The following is a 21114-nucleotide window of genomic DNA, read 5'->3' on the forward strand; positions in this document are numbered from 1 at the left end:
TATTTATTTGTACTATGAATAGAACTAATAGAACCGTTTTTCAGCTTTTTTTATGGGCCACTGTTTGGATCATCCTTGCTTTGAACCAAAGTGATTTAGTACGCTTTTTTCGAGAGAATTACCTTGCTTATATTTCTCAAGCGATATTAATTGTAGGACTTATTTTTGTTCTTGCGCCGAAGCTGCTTTTTAGAAAGAAATATTTGCTATTCACTTTAGTTTCATTAGTGCTTTTAATGTTCTGTGCGTATGTTTCGGGCAGTATAATACAACATGCGCAAGATCTGGGAATGCGTCCACCGCCACCACCAAGAGGTGATCGTAAAAGCCTACCTTCGCCTATTTTGATTAATTTGTTGTTGCTAAGTGTCTCTTATATTTTGGCGATTTTTTTAGAAACTTTTTCATTTGCAAAAAAAAATGAAGAAGCCTTAATTTTAAGTAAAACGGCGAATATCGAAAATGAATTGAAATTTTTAAAATCTCAAATTAATCCACATTTCTTATTTAATTCTTTAAACAATATTTATTCTCTATCTATTATTGATGCAAATAAAGCCCAAGAATCTATTTTGTATTTATCAGATATGCTACGTTATGTTTTATATGATTGCGAAAAGCCATTAGTCTCTATAGAAAAAGAAATAACCTATATCCAGGATTTTATTAAATTATTTTTACTCAAAAGCAGTAAAAACTATCCTCTTAAAACTAGTTTTTCGGTTGAGAATGAAGGGTTACAAATTGCGCCAATGTTGCTTATTCCATTTGTAGAAAATGCTTTTAAACATAGTAATATTGAAAATATAGAAGAAGCTTTCATCACGATTGATTTGCGCTCTACAAAAGAAACCATTCATTTTGTTGTTGAAAATAGTTTTAGAAAAGGACCTAAGATTCAAGATGCTGTTGGTGGAATAGGAATTGTGAATGTTCGAAAGAGATTAAATTTATTGTATGAAAATACACATTCGTTAGAAATAAGCGAAAATAATAATACCTTTAGAGTTGAACTAAAAATAGATACTAATGCTTAAATGTATTGTTATTGATGATGAAGAACTAGCTCGAAAATTAATTGAAAGTTATATTAAAAAATTAGACTTTCTAGAATTAGCTGGAAGTTTTGAAAATCCTTTAGAAGCGATTGCTGTTATAAAAAAGGAGCGCATTGATGTGGTGTTTTTAGATATTCAAATGCCTGAAATTAAAGGAACTGATTTTGCTAAATTGATTCCGCCGCAGGTTGATATTATTTTCACAACCGCTTATTCTGACTATGCCTTAGAAGGATTTGAACTTAGTGCGATTGATTATTTGTTAAAACCCATTGGGTTTAATCGGTTTTTAAAAGCAGTTCAGAAAATTAAAAAAGATGCTGTAGGTAAAGTTGATACCATTACAGTAAAATCTGGATATGATTTATTTAAATTAAAATACGACGAGATTACCCATATCGAAAGTGATAGTGAATATGCTGTTTTTCATACCGCTGCTAAGAAAATAATGAGTTTACAATCACTAAAATCATTAGAAAAGACATTAGATCCAGCCGTTTTCATCAGAGTGCATCGTTCTTTTATTGTAAATAAAACTAAGGTTACCGGACTTAAAAGTAGGGACTTGTTTTTAGGTACAATACAAATTCCTGTGAGTGATAGTTATTATGAAGCGGTTAAGAAAGATTTGTTTGGATGATCTTATTTCGCAGAGATTTCCAGAGTTATAATTTTAATTATGGTTTTACTGAGTCCTCAATTTTTTTGTGTTTTTTGCGAAACAGCTTTTCTCAGTTGCTCTTAAACACAAAAGCTGCCCCGAATCATGAGACAGCTTTTAGAAGTTTATAATTTGAAAATTACAAATTAGCTACTAGCCAATCTCCAACATCACTTGTTTTATAGGCTGTTGCTCCTTTGGCAGCTAGGTCCTCGGTTACAATCCCTTTTTCTAATGATTTATTTACTGCTGCTCTAATTGTAGCCGCTTCTTCATGTAGTCCAAAAGCATCTTCAAACATCATTGCTGCTGATAATATGGTTGCCAATGGATTAGCAATATTTAATCCTGTTGCTTGTGGGTATGAACCGTGAATTGGTTCGTACAAAGAAGTATGTTCTCCAACTGATGCTGAAGGCATTAAGCCCATAGATCCTGAAATTACTGACGCTTCATCTGTTAAGATATCTCCGAATAAGTTTTCAGTAATCAATACATCATACGAATTGGGCCATTGTACTAATCGCATCGCAACAGCATCTACAAACTCATAACTTACAGTTACTTCTGGATAGTCTTTTTCCATTGCTTGTACCGTTTCTCTCCACAAACGAGAAGTTTCTAATACATTAGCTTTGTCAACACAACATAATTTTTTTGTACGTGTCATCGCTAATTCAAAACCTTTTTTTGCTAAACGTTGTACTTCTGCTCTGGTATACGTACACGTGTCAAAGGCTGTTTCGCCTCCATCAAGTCTTCCTTTTTCTCCAAAATAGATTCCTCCTGTCAATTCTCTTAAGAAAACTAAGTCAGTTCCTTCGATACGTTCTCTTTTTAAAGGTGAATTATCAATCAAAGATGGGAAGGTGAAAGTAGGACGTACATTAGCAAACAATCCTAATTTTTTACGCATTAGCAATAATCCTTGCTCTGGTCTAACTTTTGCCGATGGGTCATTGTCGTATTTTGGATGTCCGATAGCTCCAAATAGTACAGCATCTGCAGCCATACATATTTCGTGTGTTTCATCAGGATAAGGAACTCCTACAGCATCAATAGCACAAGCACCTGTTAATGCCGGTGTCCAATTTATTTCGTGATTGAATTTTTTTGCAATAGCATCAGAAACTTTTACAGCCTCATTTATAACTTCTGGTCCGATTCCGTCTCCGGCTAAAAGTGCGATAGTATATTTCATTACTAGTATTTTGTGTTTGTATAGTTTTTATTGTGAATTAGCTCGTCACTACATTCAGCATTTTTTGTGTTGCTACGATAGCTGCTACGGTCTGGTCAGAGTCTAATCCTCGAGTTTTAAATTCTTTTCCATTATTAGTCCAGGTGATAATAGTTTCACATAATGCATCAGAGCTACTTCCTGGTGGTATTCTTACAGCGTAATCGATCAGTTTAGGTAATTGCAGTTCTTTGCTTTTATATATTTTTGCCAATGCATTCATAAATGCATCAAATTGTCCGTCGCCTTGAGCGTGTTCTTCAATAACTTCCCCATCAATTTTCAAACAAAGAGTTGTGGAAGGACGCAAACCTTTAGCGTGTGATAATACATAAGACTCCACTACTATTTTTTCTTGGTACGTTTGACTGTCCAAAACATCAGAGATAATATAAGGCAGGTCTTCTCTAGTAACTGTCTCTTTTTTGTCTCCCAATTCAATGATTCTTTGGGTAACTAATTTTAAATCTTCCGCATTTAGCTTTAATCCTAGTTCTTGAAGATTTTTCTCAATATTAGCCTTGCCAGAAGTTTTTCCTAAAGCGTATTGACGTTTTCTGCCAAATCGTTCGGGAAGTAAATCGTTGAAATACAAGTTGTTTTTATTATCTCCGTCAGCGTGAATACCAGCAGTTTGAGTAAAAACATTGTCTCCTACGATAGGTTTATTTGCAGGGATTCTATAACCAGTAAAGGTCTCTACTAATTTACTTACAGTGTATAATGAAGACTCTTTTACATTGATTGCTATTTCAGGCATGAAATCATTGATTACGGCGACCGTACTTTCAAGAGGTGCGTTTCCAGCACGCTCTCCCATTCCATTAACGGTAACATGCAATCCTTGGATACCTGCTTTTATAGCTTCCATAACATTAGCAACACTCAAATCATAGTCATTGTGTGCGTGAAAGTCAAAATGAGTATTTGGATATCTCTTTATAATTTTCGAAATAAACTCAAACGTCTCAGAAGGAATCAAAACTCCTAAAGTGTCTGGTAATAAGACTCTTTTAACTGGTTGTTTTGTTAGAAAGTCCAAATATTGGAAAACATAATCAGGAGAATTGCGCATTCCATTGCTCCAGTCTTCCAGATATACATTGGTTTCAATACCGCTTTCTTTTGCTAATGCAATAGTATGAGCAATTTCGGAGAAATGTTGTTCAGGAGTTTTTTTTAATTGATGCGTTAAATGATTCAGTGACCCTTTTGTCAGTAGGTTTTGAACTTTAGCACCTGCTTTTTTCATCCATTCGATAGAAAGACCTCCGTCTACAAAAGTTAAAACTTCGATTTTGTCATCATATCCTTTGTCCGAAGCCCAAGTCATAATTCCTTTTACTCCTTGAAACTCTCCTTCACTTACTCGTGCCGAAGCGATTTCGATTCGATCAATATTTAATTCTTCCAACAACAATTGTGCAATGGTTAGCTTTTCTGCGGCAGAAAAGGATACTCCTGAGGTTTGTTCACCATCACGGAGCGTCGTGTCCATTATTTCAATTTTTCTTTTTTCCATTTCTAAATTTGATGCTAATACGATTTTGAGTTTAAGGATTACCAATCGTACAATTATATTTTATAAAATAATAAAAGCAGTTACTTCAGCTTATCCTCAAAAGGATGCTTCCGTAACTGCATAAAGTTGATTGTACTTAGTAAGGAAGTTTGTCTGCAAAAGTTACAATGTCTTCTTTGATGTTTTGCAAATAATCGATATCATCAAAACCATTCAACATATTGTTCTTTTTGTATCCGTTGATATCAAAAGATTCTTTTTCGCCTGTAGCTAACAACGTAATTGTTTGAGCTTCTAGGTTAATTTCTAATTCTGTTTTTGGATCAGCTTCTATAGCTTTGAAAATAGCAGCTGCAAATTCTGGGCTTACTTGCACTGGTAAAACACCAATGTTTAAGCAATTTCCTTTGAAGATGTCAGCAAAGAAAGACGAAACAACAGCACGAAATCCGTAATCGTATACTGCCCAAGCAGCATGCTCACGAGAAGAACCTGAACCGAAGTTTTTCCCTCCCACTAGGATTTTCCCTGAGTAAGTTGGGTTGTTCAAAACGAAATCAGCCTTAGGAGTATCATCTCCGTTGTATCTCCAGTCACGGAAAAGGTTGTCTCCAAAACCAACACGTTCTGTTGCTTTTAGGAAACGAGCAGGGATGATTTGATCTGTATCTACGTTTTCTATTGGTAACGGCACTGCGCTACTGGTAAGGACATTAAATTTATCGTATGCCATGTTTTTTAGGTTTCGAGTTTCAAGTTTTAAGTTTCAAGTTTCTCATGAAGAAAACAGAATATTAAAACTAAAACATTTTATTAATTTTTGATATTGTTGTTGCAGTTACAATTGACTTTCGACTAGAATAAATCTCTTGGATCAGTCAATTTTCCAGTAACTGCTGCTGCTGCTGCCATAATAGGGGAAGCTAACAGTGTTCTTGAACCAGGGCCTTGACGTCCTTCAAAGTTTCTGTTTGAGGTACTAACTGAATATTTTCCAGCAGGTACTTTATCATCATTCATTGCTAAACAAGCAGAACATCCTGGTTGGCGTAATACAAAACCAGCTTCGGTAAGAATGTCTAACAATCCTTCTTCTTTAATTTGTGCTTCTACTACATGTGAACCAGGTACTAGCCAAGCGGTTACATTATCAGCTTTCTTACGTCCTTTCACAATTTCTGTAAAGGCTCTAAAGTCTTCAATTCTACCATTGGTACAACTTCCTAAGAAAACAAAATCAATCGGTTTTCCTATCATTACATCATCTTCTTCAAAACCCATATAGGCTAAAGATTTTTTGTAAGTTTCGGCTCCACCTTGAACTTGGTTGGCCGTTGGAATACTTTTAGAAATACCAATTCCCATTCCAGGATTGGTTCCATAAGTAATCATAGGCTCGATGTCTTCTGCTTTGATATTTAATTCGGTATCAAATATTGCGTCAGTATCTGTTTTTAATGTTTTCCAGTATTCAACTGCTTTTGTCCAAGCTTCTCCTTTTGGAGCATACAATCTTCCTTCAAGGAAATCGAATGTTTTTTGGTCTGGAGCAATCATACCACCACGGGCACCCATTTCGATAGAAAGGTTACAAACCGTCATTCGACCTTCCATAGACATTTCTTCGAAAACGTTTCCTGCATATTCAGCAAAATAACCCGTTCCACCAGAAGTTGTCAATTGAGCAATGATATAAAGCGCAACATCTTTTGGTCCCACACCTTTACTCAAAGTTCCGTTTACGTTAATACGCATTTTCTTTGGTTTTGGTTGCATGATACATTGCGTAGAAAGTACCATCTCTACCTCAGAAGTTCCGATACCAAAAGCAATCGCTCCAAAAGCACCATGAGTTGATGTGTGTGAATCTCCACAAACAATAGTAGCGCCAGGTAAAGTGATTCCGTTTTCAGGACCTACTACGTGAACGATTCCGTTTTTTGCGTGTCCTAATCCCCAGTGCGAAATACCGTATTCAGCAGCATTGTCTTCTAAGGCTTTCAATTGATTTGCTGATAAAGCATCTTCAACTGGTAAATGTTGATTAATTGTAGGTGTATTGTGATCTGCAGTAGCAAAAGTACGCTCTGGATATAAAACTGTAATTCCTCTTTCTTTCAAACCTAAAAAAGCAACAGGACTAGTCACTTCATGAATGAAATGGCGGTCAATAAAAAACACGTCTGGTCCATCCTCAATTTTACGCACCACGTGCGAATCCCATACTTTGTCAAATAATGTAGTACTCATTTTAAATATTTTTTAAGTGTATTTTTTCATTTATGGATCGTTTAATGCTCCATAATTGTAATAATGAGAGCAAATTTAAAAAAAGAATTAAGGGCGTCAATTTGGATTACTCACTATATACGATACCCAAACTTGTTTTATTGAGTCTTAGAGTTGCTTTTTGTCGAGATGTCATTTTGGAAACGGGTTTTAATTTTATTTTAAGTTTGTAAGGATTTGGTTTTGATGTAAGAAGCTGTTGTTTTGGTAAATTGTGGATATGTCATGTTTTAACCATAAGCAACAAGTATTGTTGAAAATAATTTACAAAAAAATGATTTTAAGTGAGTATTTCGAAGTGATTGTTTCTTTTTCATTATGAGAGTTGCGTTTTTAGATTCCTTTTTTACCGAATAAAAGCTCTTCTTTTTACTGCATTCATAAGCTTTAATTTTGGTAAAATATTACGACATCCAAATAATTAAAAAGAGACAGTTTTTTAGATTTGAGGTATGTCAAATTCTAGGTTGTGGCAGTAGGAAGCTCCTAGATATGTATGAATTGATAATTAGTGTTTTTTACTTCATTCTTTACGTCAATTTAGAGCATAAGAGAACTTCCAAACCTCGAGATCACCTTTTTTAAAGCTTCGGTAGGAGTAGGTTCAATTTTTTTATGCTGGAACTTATTGGATGGAATGATTTCTGTTTACGGATCATTGTTCTTGATAAATTCAAGCTTTTTAAGTTTAATGTTTTTGTTCAAAATAAGGGCTAATTCAAAATCTAATACATAAATTTTATTTATGTATTGTATAATAAATATAAATAAAAATTTATGAATTTAATGTATAATATTTGCCCCAGAATTAAAAGTCTAATCATTAACACAGCGACTATGGAAACAAATGGATTAACAAAACCGGAAAAAATTAAGCAAAAATTTCAATTGGTAAAAGGAGATTTTACTCCTTCTGAGGCTTCAGATGTAATGATGTCTTTGATTGATGAAAAAATTAATTTTCATCAAAAACAAAGGCTTCAAAAATGGGAGCAAAATCACAAATCTAATTCAGATGATATAGATGACCGGATCAACGAGCTCGAAAAAGAAAAGCAAGCTGTTAAAGAGTTTATTGCTAGCGCCAGAAATTTAAAAAGCAATTTAAATATAAATGGGATTCTTGAAATCACAATCGTCGATAATCAATAATAAAAACTAAAAAAAAATGATATTAAAAGATCATCCATCCCTATTTGTTAACAAGACAACCAACTATTTATTATGGTTATTGTTTATAGGTAATCTGACTTATTTAATATACAACTTTCCAACTATTCCAGAATGGTACTATGGGAATGTTTTAAAAATTAATGGCTTTACTATACTTATTTGGACACTTGTAACTTTCTTTAGTGCGATTATTAGCAGCTATGGAAAAAATTATTTAAAAGGATTTGAATATCACTCTAAATTTTCACTGTTGTGCTTAGGGTTTACGTTTTCCATCATGGTTTTTGTAATGTCTAATCATGTGTCACTTTTATTAACGATGTGGCTATTAATGGGGGTTTTTATGTCTCAGCTAATAGGAGTAGATTCTCGATGGGCTGAAGCAAGAGAAGCATCAAAATTTGCCCTTAAATATTTTGTAGCTGGGAGTGTGTTTTTAAGTGCTGGAGTGTTATTATTGGCTTTTCAAACGGAGGCTTTTACCCTTAGTGGGATTATTTCCAATTTAGGTAGTTTGCCGCAATATATTACTCTCGTATCGGGTTTGTGCATCATTACTGCTGCTATAATTCAATCGGCAATATATCCTTTCCATCGTTGGTTACTTTCCGCTATGACAGCACCAACTCCGGCCTCGGCATTGATGCATGCAGGTTTTGTAAACGGTTCTGGAATTTTATTGGCCTTATTTTCAACTGTATTATTTGCTTCGAATACTTTAATTATACTCTTTATTATTGGAGGTTTGACCGCAGTTATTGCCCAATTCACTAAACTTCTTCAGGTTAATGTGAAGCAAAAATTAGCTTGTTCCACCATTGCCCAAATGGGTTTTATGATTATGCAGTGCGGTTTGGGGTTTTTCAATGCGGCCGTTGTTCATTTACTACTTCATGGATTCTATAAAGCCTACTTATTTCTATCTGCAGGAGAGGAAATAGGGCATTCGAAACCGCAAAAACCAACACCAATCAAAATCAAACCACTGCAAGCTATAATTGTGCTTTGTTTTGGTATTCTAGGCGCTTTTCTATTTGCCTATTTAACAGGAAAAGGCACGGAGTTAAATAGCAGTATTTTTCTAACACTTATTGTTGCTATTACTGTTGGTCAGGCTACTTATAATATTGTTAAAGAACAAAGTCTAAATTTCCTCCAAAAATCAGTTGCATCACCTCTTTTGTTTGTCTGTGGTATGGTAACCTACGCCTTAATATATAAGGGTGTAACGGTATTAATGAACGATATGCCAATGGTGGTTGTGCCATTATCGTTATCCGTAATCGAAATAGTGTTTGGTATCCTTTTCCTAGTGGGCTTTTTTATAATGAAGTTAGGCATCTACCGCAACTATCCATGGCTCTATGCGAAATTGTTAAATATATCTCAACCCTATAAAAAAACTGTTTTAATGTATAAATCGAAATCATTATGATCAATCCAATCATTCAAAAAAGTATAGAAGAAGCATCTCAAGTCGTAGGAAAGACTTGGCCTTTGTATTCTTTTGTAACTTCGAACCCGTTATCAGGGTATGAGGGAATGCCTTTTGAAAAAGCAGTAAATCAGGCGCGAAAATTTCTTAATGCTAATGTATTTCCAGAAACCTCGCTATTCCGTCAAGCATGGGAAAAAGGTGAAATTGATGAAGAGCTGCTTTTAGAATTGCTTGAAGAAAACAAACTGCTAGAATCTCCTGAGTATTACTTACATCAAATGGCATCTCACAAAAAAAGCGATGCTAAAAATGGCCATCATGATTTAGATAGAATCATGGCTAAATGGCTCGCCGCCTTTATGGATGAAGGTTTGGCAGAATGGGAAATGCCTAATAAAAGTGAAGGGTTTTATAGCGCTTGGCGCAAACTGGCGGTATATGATACTGATATGCCGAAAATGACTATTGGCGAAATCCCAAAAACAAAAACTGAGGCACTAGCTGCAATGATGGATGGTTATTCCTCAACCGATTTTACTAAAATATTTACATGGCACTTAGCGGCATTGCCAGGCTGGACAGGATACATAAATCATCGAACTACGTATCATTCAGAATGGCAACAAGAATATCCTATTACTTTAGAAGATTATCTAGCAGTTAGGCTATGGGTTGCCAAAAAAATAGATGCTGAAATTTATCCGGAAGACAATGATACTTTAACAACTTCATCCATATCTAGTTTGCAATACATTTGGTTAAAAGCATGGGAAAAAAGCTGGCAAAAAGAACTTGTAAAAGTATTAGACAATAAACAGATAAGTACTTCAACTGCCAAAAAAGAAGAACAAGTTCCGGATGCTCAAATGGTGTTTTGTATAGATACCCGATCAGAGTTAATACGAAGGCATGTAGAGGATAAAGGGCATTATGAAACTTTTGGATATGCTGGTTTTTTTGGAATTGCGATGGATTATGAAAGTTTAAATGATGGTTTAATACGCAAATCATGTCCTCCTATTTTAAACTCTGCCTACCATGTTTCAGAAGTTCCGCAACAGAGTCGTACTGAAAAAGCACAAGCATACAAGCAAAAAAATGATGTTTTAAACTTTAAGGAATATTTTCTAAAAAGAATGAAGAACATGCTTCCTTCTGCCTTTGGATATGTTGAAGGTGCGGGATTCTTTTATGGGATGTCTTTAATAGCAAGAACACTCATGCCAGGTTATTTATATAAACTTAATAATAAGAATAGAGCTGATTATGAAGCTGTTTTTGAACCGCAGATTATGAATACGTGTACCACTGAACAGGCACATTTTGATATTCCACTGACGGAAAAGGTAGCGATTGTAAAAGGCGCTTTTGATTTAATGGGATGGAAAAAATTTGCCCCATTAGTTCTTTTTATAGGTCATGGAAGTCACTCTGCAAACAACCCTTTTGGCTCCAGTTTAGATTGTGGAGCATGTGCTGCAAGTCCTGGCAGGCATAATGCAAGGATGCTAGCTAAAATAGCAAATATTCCTGAGGTGCGACAAGCCTTAAAAGAGAATCACAATATTGAAATCCCAGCTAGCACCATTTTTATTGGAGGGGAGCACAATACCACTACAGATGAGATACTGCTTTTCGACTCAGAGATTCCACACTCTCACAAAAACCAATTGCAAAAATTGAAATTAAATTTGCTAAAAACGCAACAAACGGCAACTCAAGAAAGGCTGGCTGTTGCCAATAACAGTGTTGCTTCGGCTAATAAAAAAGCGAATAACTGGGGAGAAACCAGACCTGAGTGGGGATTAGCTAAAAATGCAGGGTTTATTGTTGGGCCTCGAGAATTAACAAAAAATAACAATCTAGGCGGGCGATGCTTTTTACATTCATATAATTGGGAAACAGATAAAAGTGGGAAAGCACTAGAAGCCATCATGCAAGGGCCTATGGTCGTAACCCAGTGGATAAACAATCACTATTATTTTTCAACTGTTGATAATGAAGTCTTTGGTGGAGGTTCGAAAATCACCCATAATATTACGGGTAAGTTTGCTGTGGTGCAAGGCAATGGAGGAGACATTAAAATGGGACTCCCTCTGCAATCGGTGATGGAGTCAGACAAAGAAATGTATCATCAGCCGCTACGATTATCTGTTGCTATACAAGCGCCAGTATCGAGAGTGTCAGACATACTATTAAGAAATGAACACCTTAAAAATTTATTAGATAATGAATGGATTTATTTGATGGTTATGGATCCATTAGATGGGAATAAAATACATCACTATCAACAAAATCTCAATTGGGATTCTACTAGTCAAAAAAGTAACACTCACAATGTAGTCGAAATGATGACTGTTTAGCGATGTACCATCATATAAAGAAAGCCGTTTTATAATTTGAAACGGCTTTCTTTGTTTTCATCCATTCTCTTTCGTTTTGGAAGTAAAAATATTTATCGGTAGTATTTAAATTTATAATCGGCACTCTATTAAACATAATAACTCTATTGCTACTTGTTTTGGTTGTTGATAACTTACCTCATTATTTACCTCAAAAAAACCTAAATTTGAAGTTCAATTTTTTGATCACTATACTAATTTTAAAGTGTTTACAGCCAGTTAAATACACGGGTCTATATCTGAATGATTTAGGCTTCCCGCAAATTGCGGGACTGGGGAGGGGCTTATGTACTTAATATTCGATACCGAAACTACTGGATTACCAAAGCGTTGGGATGCACCCATCACTGATACTAATAACTGGCCGCGTTGTATACAAATCGCATGGCAGCTGCATGATGATATGGGGAAACTCGTAGAACATCAGGATTATTTAGTAAAACCAGATGGATTTAATATTCCGTATGATGCGGAACGAATTCACGGTATTTCTACCGAATTAGCAGCAGAAAACGGAATCTCCTTAGCGGAAGTTTTGGAGAAATTTAATGTGGCATTGGGTAAGGCTAAATTCATTGTAGGTCAGAACCTAGGTTTTGACTTGAATATTATGGGTTGTGAATTTCATCGTTTGGGAGTGGAGAGCCAAATGAATAAAATGCCAGTTCTCGATACCTGTACAGAAGTTACCGCTTCCTTATTAAAATTACCCGGTGGTCGTGGAGGAAGGTTTAAATTACCCACCTTAACGGAATTACATAGTTTTCTTTTTAATAAAGCATTTGGAGAAGCGCACAACGCTACTGCCGATGTTGAGGCAACAACGCGTTGTTTCTTAGAGTTAATTAGAAGAGAGAATTATACCAAAGAGCAACTGGATGTGCCAGCTGGTTATTTTCAGGAATTTCAGAGTAAAAATCCAAAGGAGATTCAGCTTATTGGGTTAAAGCATATCAACTTAAAAGAAGCTTCTGATGCCATTCGTCAGCAATTTGGCGAAAAGCAAACAGCTACAGTTTCAAAACAGGAGCTATCAGAGAATAAGAAAGTACTAGTTGATACGGATTTTGTGCATTTACACAACCACACTCAATTCTCTGTTTTACAATCTACAATAAGTATTGCGCAATTAGTTAAGGCTGCTTCGAAAGAAAAAATGCCTGCGGTTGCCATGACGGATCACGCTAACTTGATGGGGGCTTTTCACTTTGTTCGTGATATTTTAAACCATAATAAAGCGGCTGAAACCAAGAATGCAGCATTAATAGAAAATGGGGAGAAACCAACAGAGGTTTCTATGAAGCCTATTGTAGGTTGCGAGTTTTTTGTATGTGAAGATCATAAAGACAAAACCCGTAAAGACAACGGATACCAAATAGTTCTTTTGGCGAAGACCAAAAAAGGATACCATAATTTGGCTAAAATGTCTTCAATAGCCTACACTCAGGGTTTTTATTATGTGCCCAGAATTGACAAGAAAGTTATTCAGCAATACAAAGAAGATATCATTGTGTTGTCGGGGAATCTAAATGGAGAAATTCCGAATAAGGTTTTAAACCTTGGTGAAAACCAAGCAGAAGAAGCCTTGTTATGGTGGAAAGAAGAGTTCAAGGAAGACTTCTATATTGAAGTGATGCGTCACAATCAAGAGGATGAAAACAGAGTGAATACTACTTTGATTTCTTTGGCTAGAAAACACGAAGTGAAAATAGTAGCTACTAATAATACTTTTTATATAGAAAAAGAAAATGCTAACGCACACGATATTTTATTGTGTGTTCGTGATGGTGAAAAACAAACTACACCTATAGGTCGTGGCCGTGGGTATCGTTTTGGATTGCCAAATCAAGAATACTATTTCAAGACAGGCGATGAGATGAAGCAACTCTTTACGGATTTGCCTGAAGCGATTTCCAACTTGTCTGAAATTGTAGATAAAATTGAAATTTACAATTTGGCAAGGGAAGTTTTGTTGCCAAAATTTGAAATCCCCGAGGAGTTTTTCGTGGCAGAAGATGCTGTCGATGGCGGAGTGAGAGGAGAAAATGCTTATTTGCGACATCTTACTTACGAAGGAGCAAATAGAAGGTATCCTGAAATTACAGAAGTAATACGAGAGCGCTTGGATTTTGAATTACTGACCATTTCTAACTCTGGTTATCCGGGATATTTCTTGATTGTACAGGATCTTATTGCCGAAGCCAGAAGTATGGGTGTTTCGGTAGGCCCAGGGCGTGGATCTGCAGCAGGATCAGTGGTGGCTTATTGTTTGAAAATCACAAACATTGACCCATTGATGTATAACCTGCTATTTGAGCGTTTCTTAAATCCCGATCGTGTGTCATTACCCGATATTGATATCGATTTTGATGACGAAGGCCGAAGCAGTGTAATGGATTATGTAATCAGAAAATACGGCTCAAAACAAGTAGCACAAATTATCACTTATGGTAAAATGGCAACAAAATCGGCAATTCGAGATACGGCCCGTGTACTAGATTTGCCTTTATTTGAAGCCGATAAAATAGCCAAGTTAATTCCGGGGATGATGCCTGGAAAATGGAATCTAGCCCGATTTTTAAATGAAGACGAAGCATTAATAAGAAAGGCGGTTCGTCCAGAAGAGTTTGATAAAATTAAAGAATTAATCGCTCTAGCTGGAGAAGATGATTTAGGAGGAGAGACTATTCAGCAAGCTAAAGTGTTGGAGGGGAATTTAAGAAATACAGGAATACATGCTTGTGGGGTGATTATTACGCCTAGCGATATTACTGATTTTGTTCCTGTGGCTACCGCCAAAGATTCAGATTTGTATGTAACGCAGTTTGACAACTCGGTGGTGGAGACTGCTGGATTGTTAAAAATGGATTTCTTGGGTTTGAAAACCCTTACCTTGATTAAAGACACGGTTAAATTAGTGAAATATAGAAATGGAATTGATCTCGATCCAGATACCTTTCCTATAGATGACTTAAAAACATACGAGCTTTTCCAACGCGGGGAAACAGTGGGTATTTTCCAATATGAATCTGCTGGAATGCAGAAATACATGAAGGAACTGAAGCCAACGGTTTTTCCGGATTTGATTGCAATGAATGCGTTGTACCGTCCAGGACCGATTGCCTACATTCCGAGTTTTGTAAAAAGGAAAAATGGGGAAGAGGAAATTATTTATGACCTTGATGCCTGTGAAGAATTATTAAAAGATACGTATGGTATTACCGTTTATCAAGAACAGGTAATGCTTTTGTCTCAAAAATTAGCTGATTTCTCAAAAGGTGATGCCGATGTATTGCGTAAAGCGATGGGGAAAAAGCAAAAAGATGTCTTGGATAAAATGAAGCCGAAGTTCATTAGTCAGGCTGCTGCCAAAGGGCATCCAGAAGACAAGCTAGAAAAAATATGGAAGGACTGGGAAGCCTTTGCTGAATATGCCTTTAATAAATCGCACTCTACCTGTTATGCGTGGATTGCGTATCAAACGGCTTATTTAAAAGCCAATTATCCTGCTGAATATATGGCAGCGGTATTGTCTAATAATATGAGTGACATCAAGCAGGTTTCTTTCTTTATGGAAGAATGCAAGCGAATGGGACTGGAAGTATTAGGACCAGATGTAAATGAATCCTTCTATAAATTTACCGTAAATGATAATTATGCGGTTCGTTTTGGGATGGGAGCTATCAAAGGAGTAGGAGCGGGAGCAGTAGCGACTATTGTCGAAAATAGAAAAGACGGGAAATACAAGTCGGTTTTTGATTTGACTAAACGTATAGATTTGAGAGCTGCTAATAAAAAAGCATTAGAAAACTTAATATTGGCAGGTGGTTTTGATTCTTTCGATGGAACTTTACGATCACAATATTTTCATGATGACGGCGACGGAATTACCTTTTATGAAAAGGCGATAAAGTATGGTGCTAAGTTTCAGGAAAATGAGAACTCATCACAGGTGAGTTTGTTTGGGGAAAGCAGTGATGTACAAATTGAAGAGCCAATCATCCCTCCATGTGAGGACTGGAGTACAATGGAAAAATTAGCCAAAGAGAAAGAGGTTGTAGGAATCTATATATCTGGACATCCATTAGATGATTACAAATTTGAGATGAAGTATTTTTGTAATGCCAAGTTGGAAGCACTGAGAAGTTTAGAGCTTCATGTGGGTAAGAACCTGACTTTTGGCGGAATTATAAATAATGTGCAGCACAGGGTAGCTAAAAACGGAAAAGGCTGGGGGATATTCACTCTAGAAGGATATGACGAAAGTTATGAGTTTAAGATTTTTGGAGAAGAATACCTGAAGTTCCGTCATTTCTTTATTCAGAATAATTTCACCTATATGAAAGTATTGGTCAAAGAAGGATGGGTTAATCAAGACACCGGTAAAAAAAGTGAGCCAAGGATACAGTTCATGTTAATACAGTATTTGCAGGATGTATTAGATGATTTTGCAAAAAAACTGATTGTACTACTTAATATAAGTGACTTAGATCCTGAATTTATACATAAGCTAGGGCATCTTTTTTTCGAAAATAAAGGGGATAATCTAGTGACTTTTGAAATCATGGAATTGGAAAAAGTCAAAAAAATAGTGGCAGCTGAGCCCATTACTATCGAAAATGAAACCGACGATTTTATTGATGAAGCTGATGCGATGGAAGTCCCAGAATCTGTAGAAACAGAAACTGCAGCTGTTGTTGAAGTCGAAGAAATTAAAGTGGTTACTAAATTAACGATGGCCAGTAGGAAACTGAAAATAAAAATTTCAAATGAGTTATTGTTTGAATTAGAGAAAATGCAAATTAATTTCAAGCTGAATTAGATTAGTAGTCATTAGGAAAGTAAATTTGTAATCACATAAATACCGGTCTGAATTGACTGCTATAACGTTTAAAAAGCGTCGTTTTATACAATGAAAACGGCGCTTTTTGATTTTTCAGACTTTTTTGTAATATTAAAACAGTTCTTATTTTTCTGTAACGTATTGATTTATATATGCATGCATAATATTATTTTTAATAGGGCAATGTTTTAGTGAATACGGAATTAAAATACAGAAAAATCCTTTAAATTTGATAGTATTAAAAAAAAATAATAAACATGAAAAAGAATCTATTTTTATTAGTATTTATAGCTTGCTCGATGACAATGATGGGGCAAACTGACAAAAAAGAAAGCAACAAAGAAAGTTGGTATTTCAAGCTTGGAGGATCTTATTTTACACAAGCGACGGCGACTGAGTTTCCTACAGTTAGTGGACAACAACCAAATAGAGATATTTATGTAGGAGGTAAATTAGTTTCAAGAGAGAGTATTACTGGTTCTTTTGGAGAGGGTTTTCGTTATGGTGGAAACGTTGGATACCGCTTTACAGATCGTTTAGGGGTTGAAATGGGGATTAATTACTACAATAGTAATAGTAAAACTATGGTTGAAACAGTTGATAGAATAATATCTGTTGCTGGAGGATCGCCAACTTATTTAGATTTGACTGCAAATGGACGTGTGAAAGCTTTGGATTTAGCTCCTGCAGTAGTTTTGTTTTTAGGAGAAGTAAAAGGATTTGAATCTTATTCTAAAGTTGGAGTTATCGTTCCTATAAATGGAAAATTAGTTATCGAAACTACTCAGGACTATAATGGACCAGCTGTAGGAGGACAAAGAACAATCGTTCAAGAGGATGAAGTAAAACCTAATCCTACAGTAGGATTTTTAGCTGCACTTGGTACTTCTTATAAATTAGGTAAAAATTTATCAGCATTTGCTGAGGTTGAATACCGTAATTTTACAGTACATGGTAAGACTAAAGAAACTACAAGATACGAAGTGAATGGTACAGATGCTTTAAGTACTCGTACTAGAGCTGAGAACTATTCTAACTATGTTAAAACTTTAAACTCTTCGTCTAATAACGCTGATTTTAATACTGTAGATCCTACTAGGGCTACTGACGAACAAAGTTCATATATCAGTATAAGTGGTGTAGGTTTGACGTTAGGGTTAAAATATAGTTTGTAGGACAAAAAGAATTGTTTTTTCTAAGAAAGGCTGCCTGTGTAAGGCAACCTTTCTTGTTTATTGGGAACCGTTTTTTTAGCACTGATCGCAGCGGCATCCTTTTATTGCCGTCTTTAGGCAATGAAAGATATAGCTAAGAGCGGGAGTAGCTTCTAATTTTAATCCAAATCAATCTTTAAAAGAGTTTTTATAATTATTGACAATACTTTCATAGCCAAAACTAATTTGAGGATAGTGTTTCATTTGGTTTAAATGTCTAAATTTGTATCCAAGTTTTGAATGAGATTAGAACTTTAAATTTTAAATAAAAAAATTATGGCTTTAGCAATAACAGATGCTACTTTTGAGGAAGTAGTTTTGAAATCAGATAAACCAGTAATGGTAGATTTTTGGGCAGCATGGTGTGGACCTTGTAGAATGGTTGGACCAATCATTGACGAATTGAGTACTGAATACGAAGGAAAAGTAGTTATCGGGAAAGTGGATGTTGATGCAAACCAAGAATTTGCAGCAAAATACGGTGTGAGAAATATACCAACAGTTTTGGTTTTTCATAACGGTGAAGTGGTAGGAAAGCAAGTAGGAGTAGCTCCTAAGCAAACTTACGCTGACAGTTTAGACGCGTTGTTGTAATCAGTAGATTACAATTTATATAGAATTTTTTATAAATTCAGATTAAAGGTTTGGCGTGAGTCAAACCTTTTTTTTTGTTTTAACTTTAACTTTTGAGCTTTTAGATTGTGATTTGTAATCTTTTAGTTTTTAAATCATTCAATCTTTTAATAACTTTGAAAGATGAAGATCGAATCGCAAGTAGAAAAAATTTCGAGTTTCCAGCATCTAGAATTGTTGGCTAATCAGGTTGTCGAAGGATTTATCTCTGGGATGCACAAGAGTCCGTTTCACGGATTTTCGGCTGAATTTGCTGAGCACAAAGTCTATAATGTAGGGGAAAGTACTAAGCATATCGACTGGAAGCTATTTGCTAGGACAGATCGGTTGTACACAAAGCGTTTTGAGGAAGAGACTAATTTGCGTTGCCATATTATTATTGACAACTCCTCCTCAATGCATTACCCTGAGTTAAAACCGAATCAAAACTTTTACGAAAACAAAATAGGTTTTTCTGTTTTGGCTTCGGCAGTTTTAATGAATCTCTTAAAGAAGCAGCGGGATGCTATTGGGTTAAGTGTGTTTTCCGATACCTATGAATATTACGCACCTGAGAAAGGGAGTGATCGTCATCATAGAATGGTATTGAATGCACTTGAAAATACTTTAGTTAGACCTACGGTTAAGAAAAATACAGACACCATAACTTTTTTACATCAGATAGCCGAGAAAATGCATAGGCGCTCCATGATTATACTATTTACGGACATGTTTCAGTCTGATTCTGGAGATGATGCATTGTTTAGCGCGTTGCAACATTTAAAACATAACAAGCATAAGGTGGTGTTGTTTCATGTTGTAGATACTATTACAGAACTGAATTTTGACTTTGATAATACGCCTAGGAAGTTCATTGATGTGGAGACGGGTGAATCTATTTCGGTTTTTGCCGATAATGTGAAGGAAGAATATGAAAAGCAAGCAGCTTTGTACTTCAAAAAACTGGCTTTAAGTTGTGCTCAAAACAAGATTAAGTATGTTTCAGTGAATGTTGGTGAGAATTTTGAAAAAGTTTTATTGACATACTTGGCTGAAAAACAAAACTTTGGATAGTTAGTTTAAAAAAAATGCAATTTTTTAATTGCAAATACTTGTGTAAGTCGAAAGGTATTGTATCTTTGCAACCGCAATAACGCAGAGGTTTGGTAGTTCAGTTGGTTAGAATACCTGCCTGTCACGCAGGGGGTCGCGGGTTCGAGTCCCGTCCAGACCGCAATATTGGGGAGAGCCTTTCTTAACGGAAAGGCTTTTTTGCCCCATTAAAGTATCTAAAGTTAGTTGTGTTGTTTGGTCGAGTTGGTAGCAATGAGACCGGGTTTAGTAGTTAGACCAATGAAAAGCTTTCCATGTTTCTGGATTTATTCAGGACCTACGGATGGCTTTTTTGATTTACAATAGATTGTGCTCAGGGATTGTTTTTAGAGGGAGTAGCATCTTTAGTATAATTAGGTGTCGTGAATTCTTGTAGAAACATTTGGAGAATGCAATTTATGGAGAGTTAATTGGTATAGTGAAGGCACTTAGTTTGGGACTTACTGGGTCTAAAGTGGTGTTTTTGGTGCTGAAAAAGGGGTGGATTGTGCTTTTGTAAGGCGATTAATCGGGTGAAATAATAAATAGTGGACTGACATCTAGTAATTTGAGAAAAGGATGTTATTTTAACGGTATTTTTTTTGAATTTAGTGTTGGTTTTAAACTAAAATGTGTTGTATATTTGCACCGCAATAGCGCTGAGGTTTGGTAGTTCAGTTGGTTAGAATACCTGCCTGTCACGCAGGGGGTCGCGGGTTCGAGTCCCGTCCAGACCGCAATATTGGGGAAGCCTTTCTTAACGGAAAGGCTTTTTTAGTTTTAAAGAATTAAATTTTATGTTTGTACATTATACCTGGCATCGCTTGATGCTTATTTTAAACGGAGATCAAATCCAAAACTTGTGGAGGAATAAAATTCAGTAGTGCTATTAGTTGGTCTAGCTGAGAAGAATGATGGGGTTCAGTTCTCTTAAAATCGAGATTTAAAAGGTTTTATTTTTGCATTGATAGAATAGCTGAAAGCAGTTGTGTCTCTATTGTTAAAGTGGTTTAGGGTTGTTTGGTTTGTGATACATCCTACTTAATTCTTTGAGGGTTGTTTTATGAGGTGTTTAATTGGAATAGTCAAACTAAATCCTGAAAATTACTATGTCGATCAAGCGCCGGTATATCTTAATTGGGGGTATATTTTATTATTAAACGGACTTACGATAAGTGTTTGTTTTTTGGTATTGCTAATTCCATCTTATATAATAACCAAAATTTCACCGGTTAAAGCAATTCGTTTCGACTAACAGATTATTCGGGCGTTTCCCATTATAAAAAAAAAGAGGCTATCCTTATATAAGGAGTAGCCTCTTTTTTTATAATGGGTCGGGCTATCCGCTACAAGTCCTCGTCTCGTCCCAAAAGACGAGGCTGTGGGCTTTCCACTACTATTCCTAACGCAAGTAAAGTATGGTTAGAGGTGTGTGGTTTTAAATTAGAAGTGAAAAACACAACTTAAAAAAGAACGATTAGATGTCTTTGAATATAAAGACATCTCGGCGGATCTTTTATATCGTGTAAAAAGGAAGGTTGATAATCCAGTTGTCACATGTTGAAATCAT

Annotated in this window: 13 protein-coding genes, 2 tRNA genes and 1 pseudogene; 12 read left to right on the forward strand and 4 right to left on the reverse strand. The window is 35.6% G+C overall.

What is annotated here, in order from left to right; translation table 11 throughout:
- Positions 1-80 precede the first annotated feature (80 nt).
- Both AAC069_RS15900 and AAC069_RS15905 read left to right on the forward strand, forming a co-directional pair.
- Positions 81-1037: a sensor histidine kinase gene (locus AAC069_RS15900; protein ID WP_339921423.1), complete on the forward strand. Its 957-nt coding sequence runs from the start codon at positions 81-83 to the stop codon at positions 1035-1037.
- Positions 1030-1698, forward strand: coding sequence for a LytTR family DNA-binding domain-containing protein (locus AAC069_RS15905; RefSeq protein WP_339921424.1), 669 nt, complete (start codon positions 1030-1032; stop codon positions 1696-1698). Before AAC069_RS15900 ends, AAC069_RS15905 begins: the two co-directional genes overlap by 8 nt.
- A 160-nt stretch (positions 1699-1858) precedes the next feature.
- On the opposite strand, the gene leuB is transcribed toward AAC069_RS15905, so the two are convergent.
- From leuB to leuC, 4 genes are all read right to left on the reverse strand, one after another.
- Positions 1859-2920, reverse strand: a complete 1062-nt coding sequence (gene leuB / locus AAC069_RS15910) for a 3-isopropylmalate dehydrogenase (protein WP_339921425.1) — start codon at positions 2918-2920, stop codon at positions 1859-1861.
- Positions 2921-2957: 37 nt separating this feature from the next.
- Positions 2958-4481 (reverse strand): alpha-isopropylmalate synthase regulatory domain-containing protein, encoded by a 1524-nt coding sequence (locus AAC069_RS15915; protein WP_339921426.1) that lies wholly within the window; start codon positions 4479-4481, stop codon positions 2958-2960.
- Between the two features lie 136 nt (positions 4482-4617).
- The gene (gene leuD, locus AAC069_RS15920) at positions 4618-5214 is read right to left on the reverse strand and encodes a 3-isopropylmalate dehydratase small subunit (RefSeq protein ID WP_339921427.1); all 597 of its coding nucleotides are present in this window, start codon (positions 5212-5214) and stop codon (positions 4618-4620) included.
- Positions 5215-5336: 122 nt separating this feature from the next.
- Positions 5337-6731, reverse strand: coding sequence for a 3-isopropylmalate dehydratase large subunit (leuC, locus tag AAC069_RS15925; protein WP_339921428.1), 1395 nt, complete (start codon positions 6729-6731; stop codon positions 5337-5339).
- Between the two features lie 876 nt (positions 6732-7607).
- Between leuC and AAC069_RS15930 the strand changes: the two genes are divergently transcribed.
- The 10 genes and pseudogenes from AAC069_RS15930 to AAC069_RS15975 all read left to right on the forward strand — a co-directional run.
- Positions 7608-7922 carry a hypothetical protein gene (locus AAC069_RS15930; protein ID WP_339921429.1) on the forward strand — a complete coding sequence of 105 codons (315 nt, stop codon included), beginning with the start codon at positions 7608-7610 and terminating at the stop codon, positions 7920-7922.
- A gap of 16 nt (positions 7923-7938) precedes the next feature.
- Positions 7939-9378: a proton-conducting transporter membrane subunit gene (locus tag AAC069_RS15935; protein ID WP_339921430.1), complete on the forward strand. Its 1440-nt coding sequence runs from the start codon at positions 7939-7941 to the stop codon at positions 9376-9378.
- Positions 9375-11744: a DUF2309 domain-containing protein gene (locus AAC069_RS15940; protein ID WP_339921431.1), complete on the forward strand. Its 2370-nt coding sequence runs from the start codon at positions 9375-9377 to the stop codon at positions 11742-11744. The genes AAC069_RS15935 and AAC069_RS15940 overlap by 4 nt, the downstream gene beginning before the upstream one ends.
- A 325-nt stretch (positions 11745-12069) precedes the next feature.
- Positions 12070-16605, forward strand: coding sequence for a DNA polymerase III subunit alpha (dnaE, locus tag AAC069_RS15945; RefSeq protein WP_339921432.1), 4536 nt, complete (start codon positions 12070-12072; stop codon positions 16603-16605).
- 278 nt (positions 16606-16883) lie between these two features.
- Entirely contained in the window at positions 16884-17801 is a 918-nt protein-coding gene (locus tag AAC069_RS15950) for an outer membrane beta-barrel protein (protein ID WP_339921433.1), read from the forward strand.
- 315 nt (positions 17802-18116) lie between these two features.
- Positions 18117-18434, forward strand: coding sequence for a thioredoxin (gene trxA, locus AAC069_RS15955; RefSeq protein WP_072945763.1), 318 nt, complete (start codon positions 18117-18119; stop codon positions 18432-18434).
- Between the two features lie 162 nt (positions 18435-18596).
- Positions 18597-19526: a DUF58 domain-containing protein gene (locus AAC069_RS15960; protein ID WP_339921434.1), complete on the forward strand. Its 930-nt coding sequence runs from the start codon at positions 18597-18599 to the stop codon at positions 19524-19526.
- An 86-nt stretch (positions 19527-19612) separates the two neighbouring features.
- A tRNA-Asp gene (locus AAC069_RS15965) sits at positions 19613-19686 on the forward strand.
- Between the two features lie 521 nt (positions 19687-20207).
- Positions 20208-20281, forward strand: a tRNA-Asp gene (locus AAC069_RS15970).
- 341 nt (positions 20282-20622) lie between these two features.
- A pseudogene (locus tag AAC069_RS15975) lies at positions 20623-20799 on the forward strand (ABC transporter permease); the annotation flags it as partial.
- Positions 20800-21114 lie beyond the last annotated feature (315 nt).

It is taken from the genome of uncultured Flavobacterium sp. (genome assembly GCF_963974175.1).
GTDB lineage: Bacteria > Bacteroidota > Bacteroidia > Flavobacteriales > Flavobacteriaceae > Flavobacterium.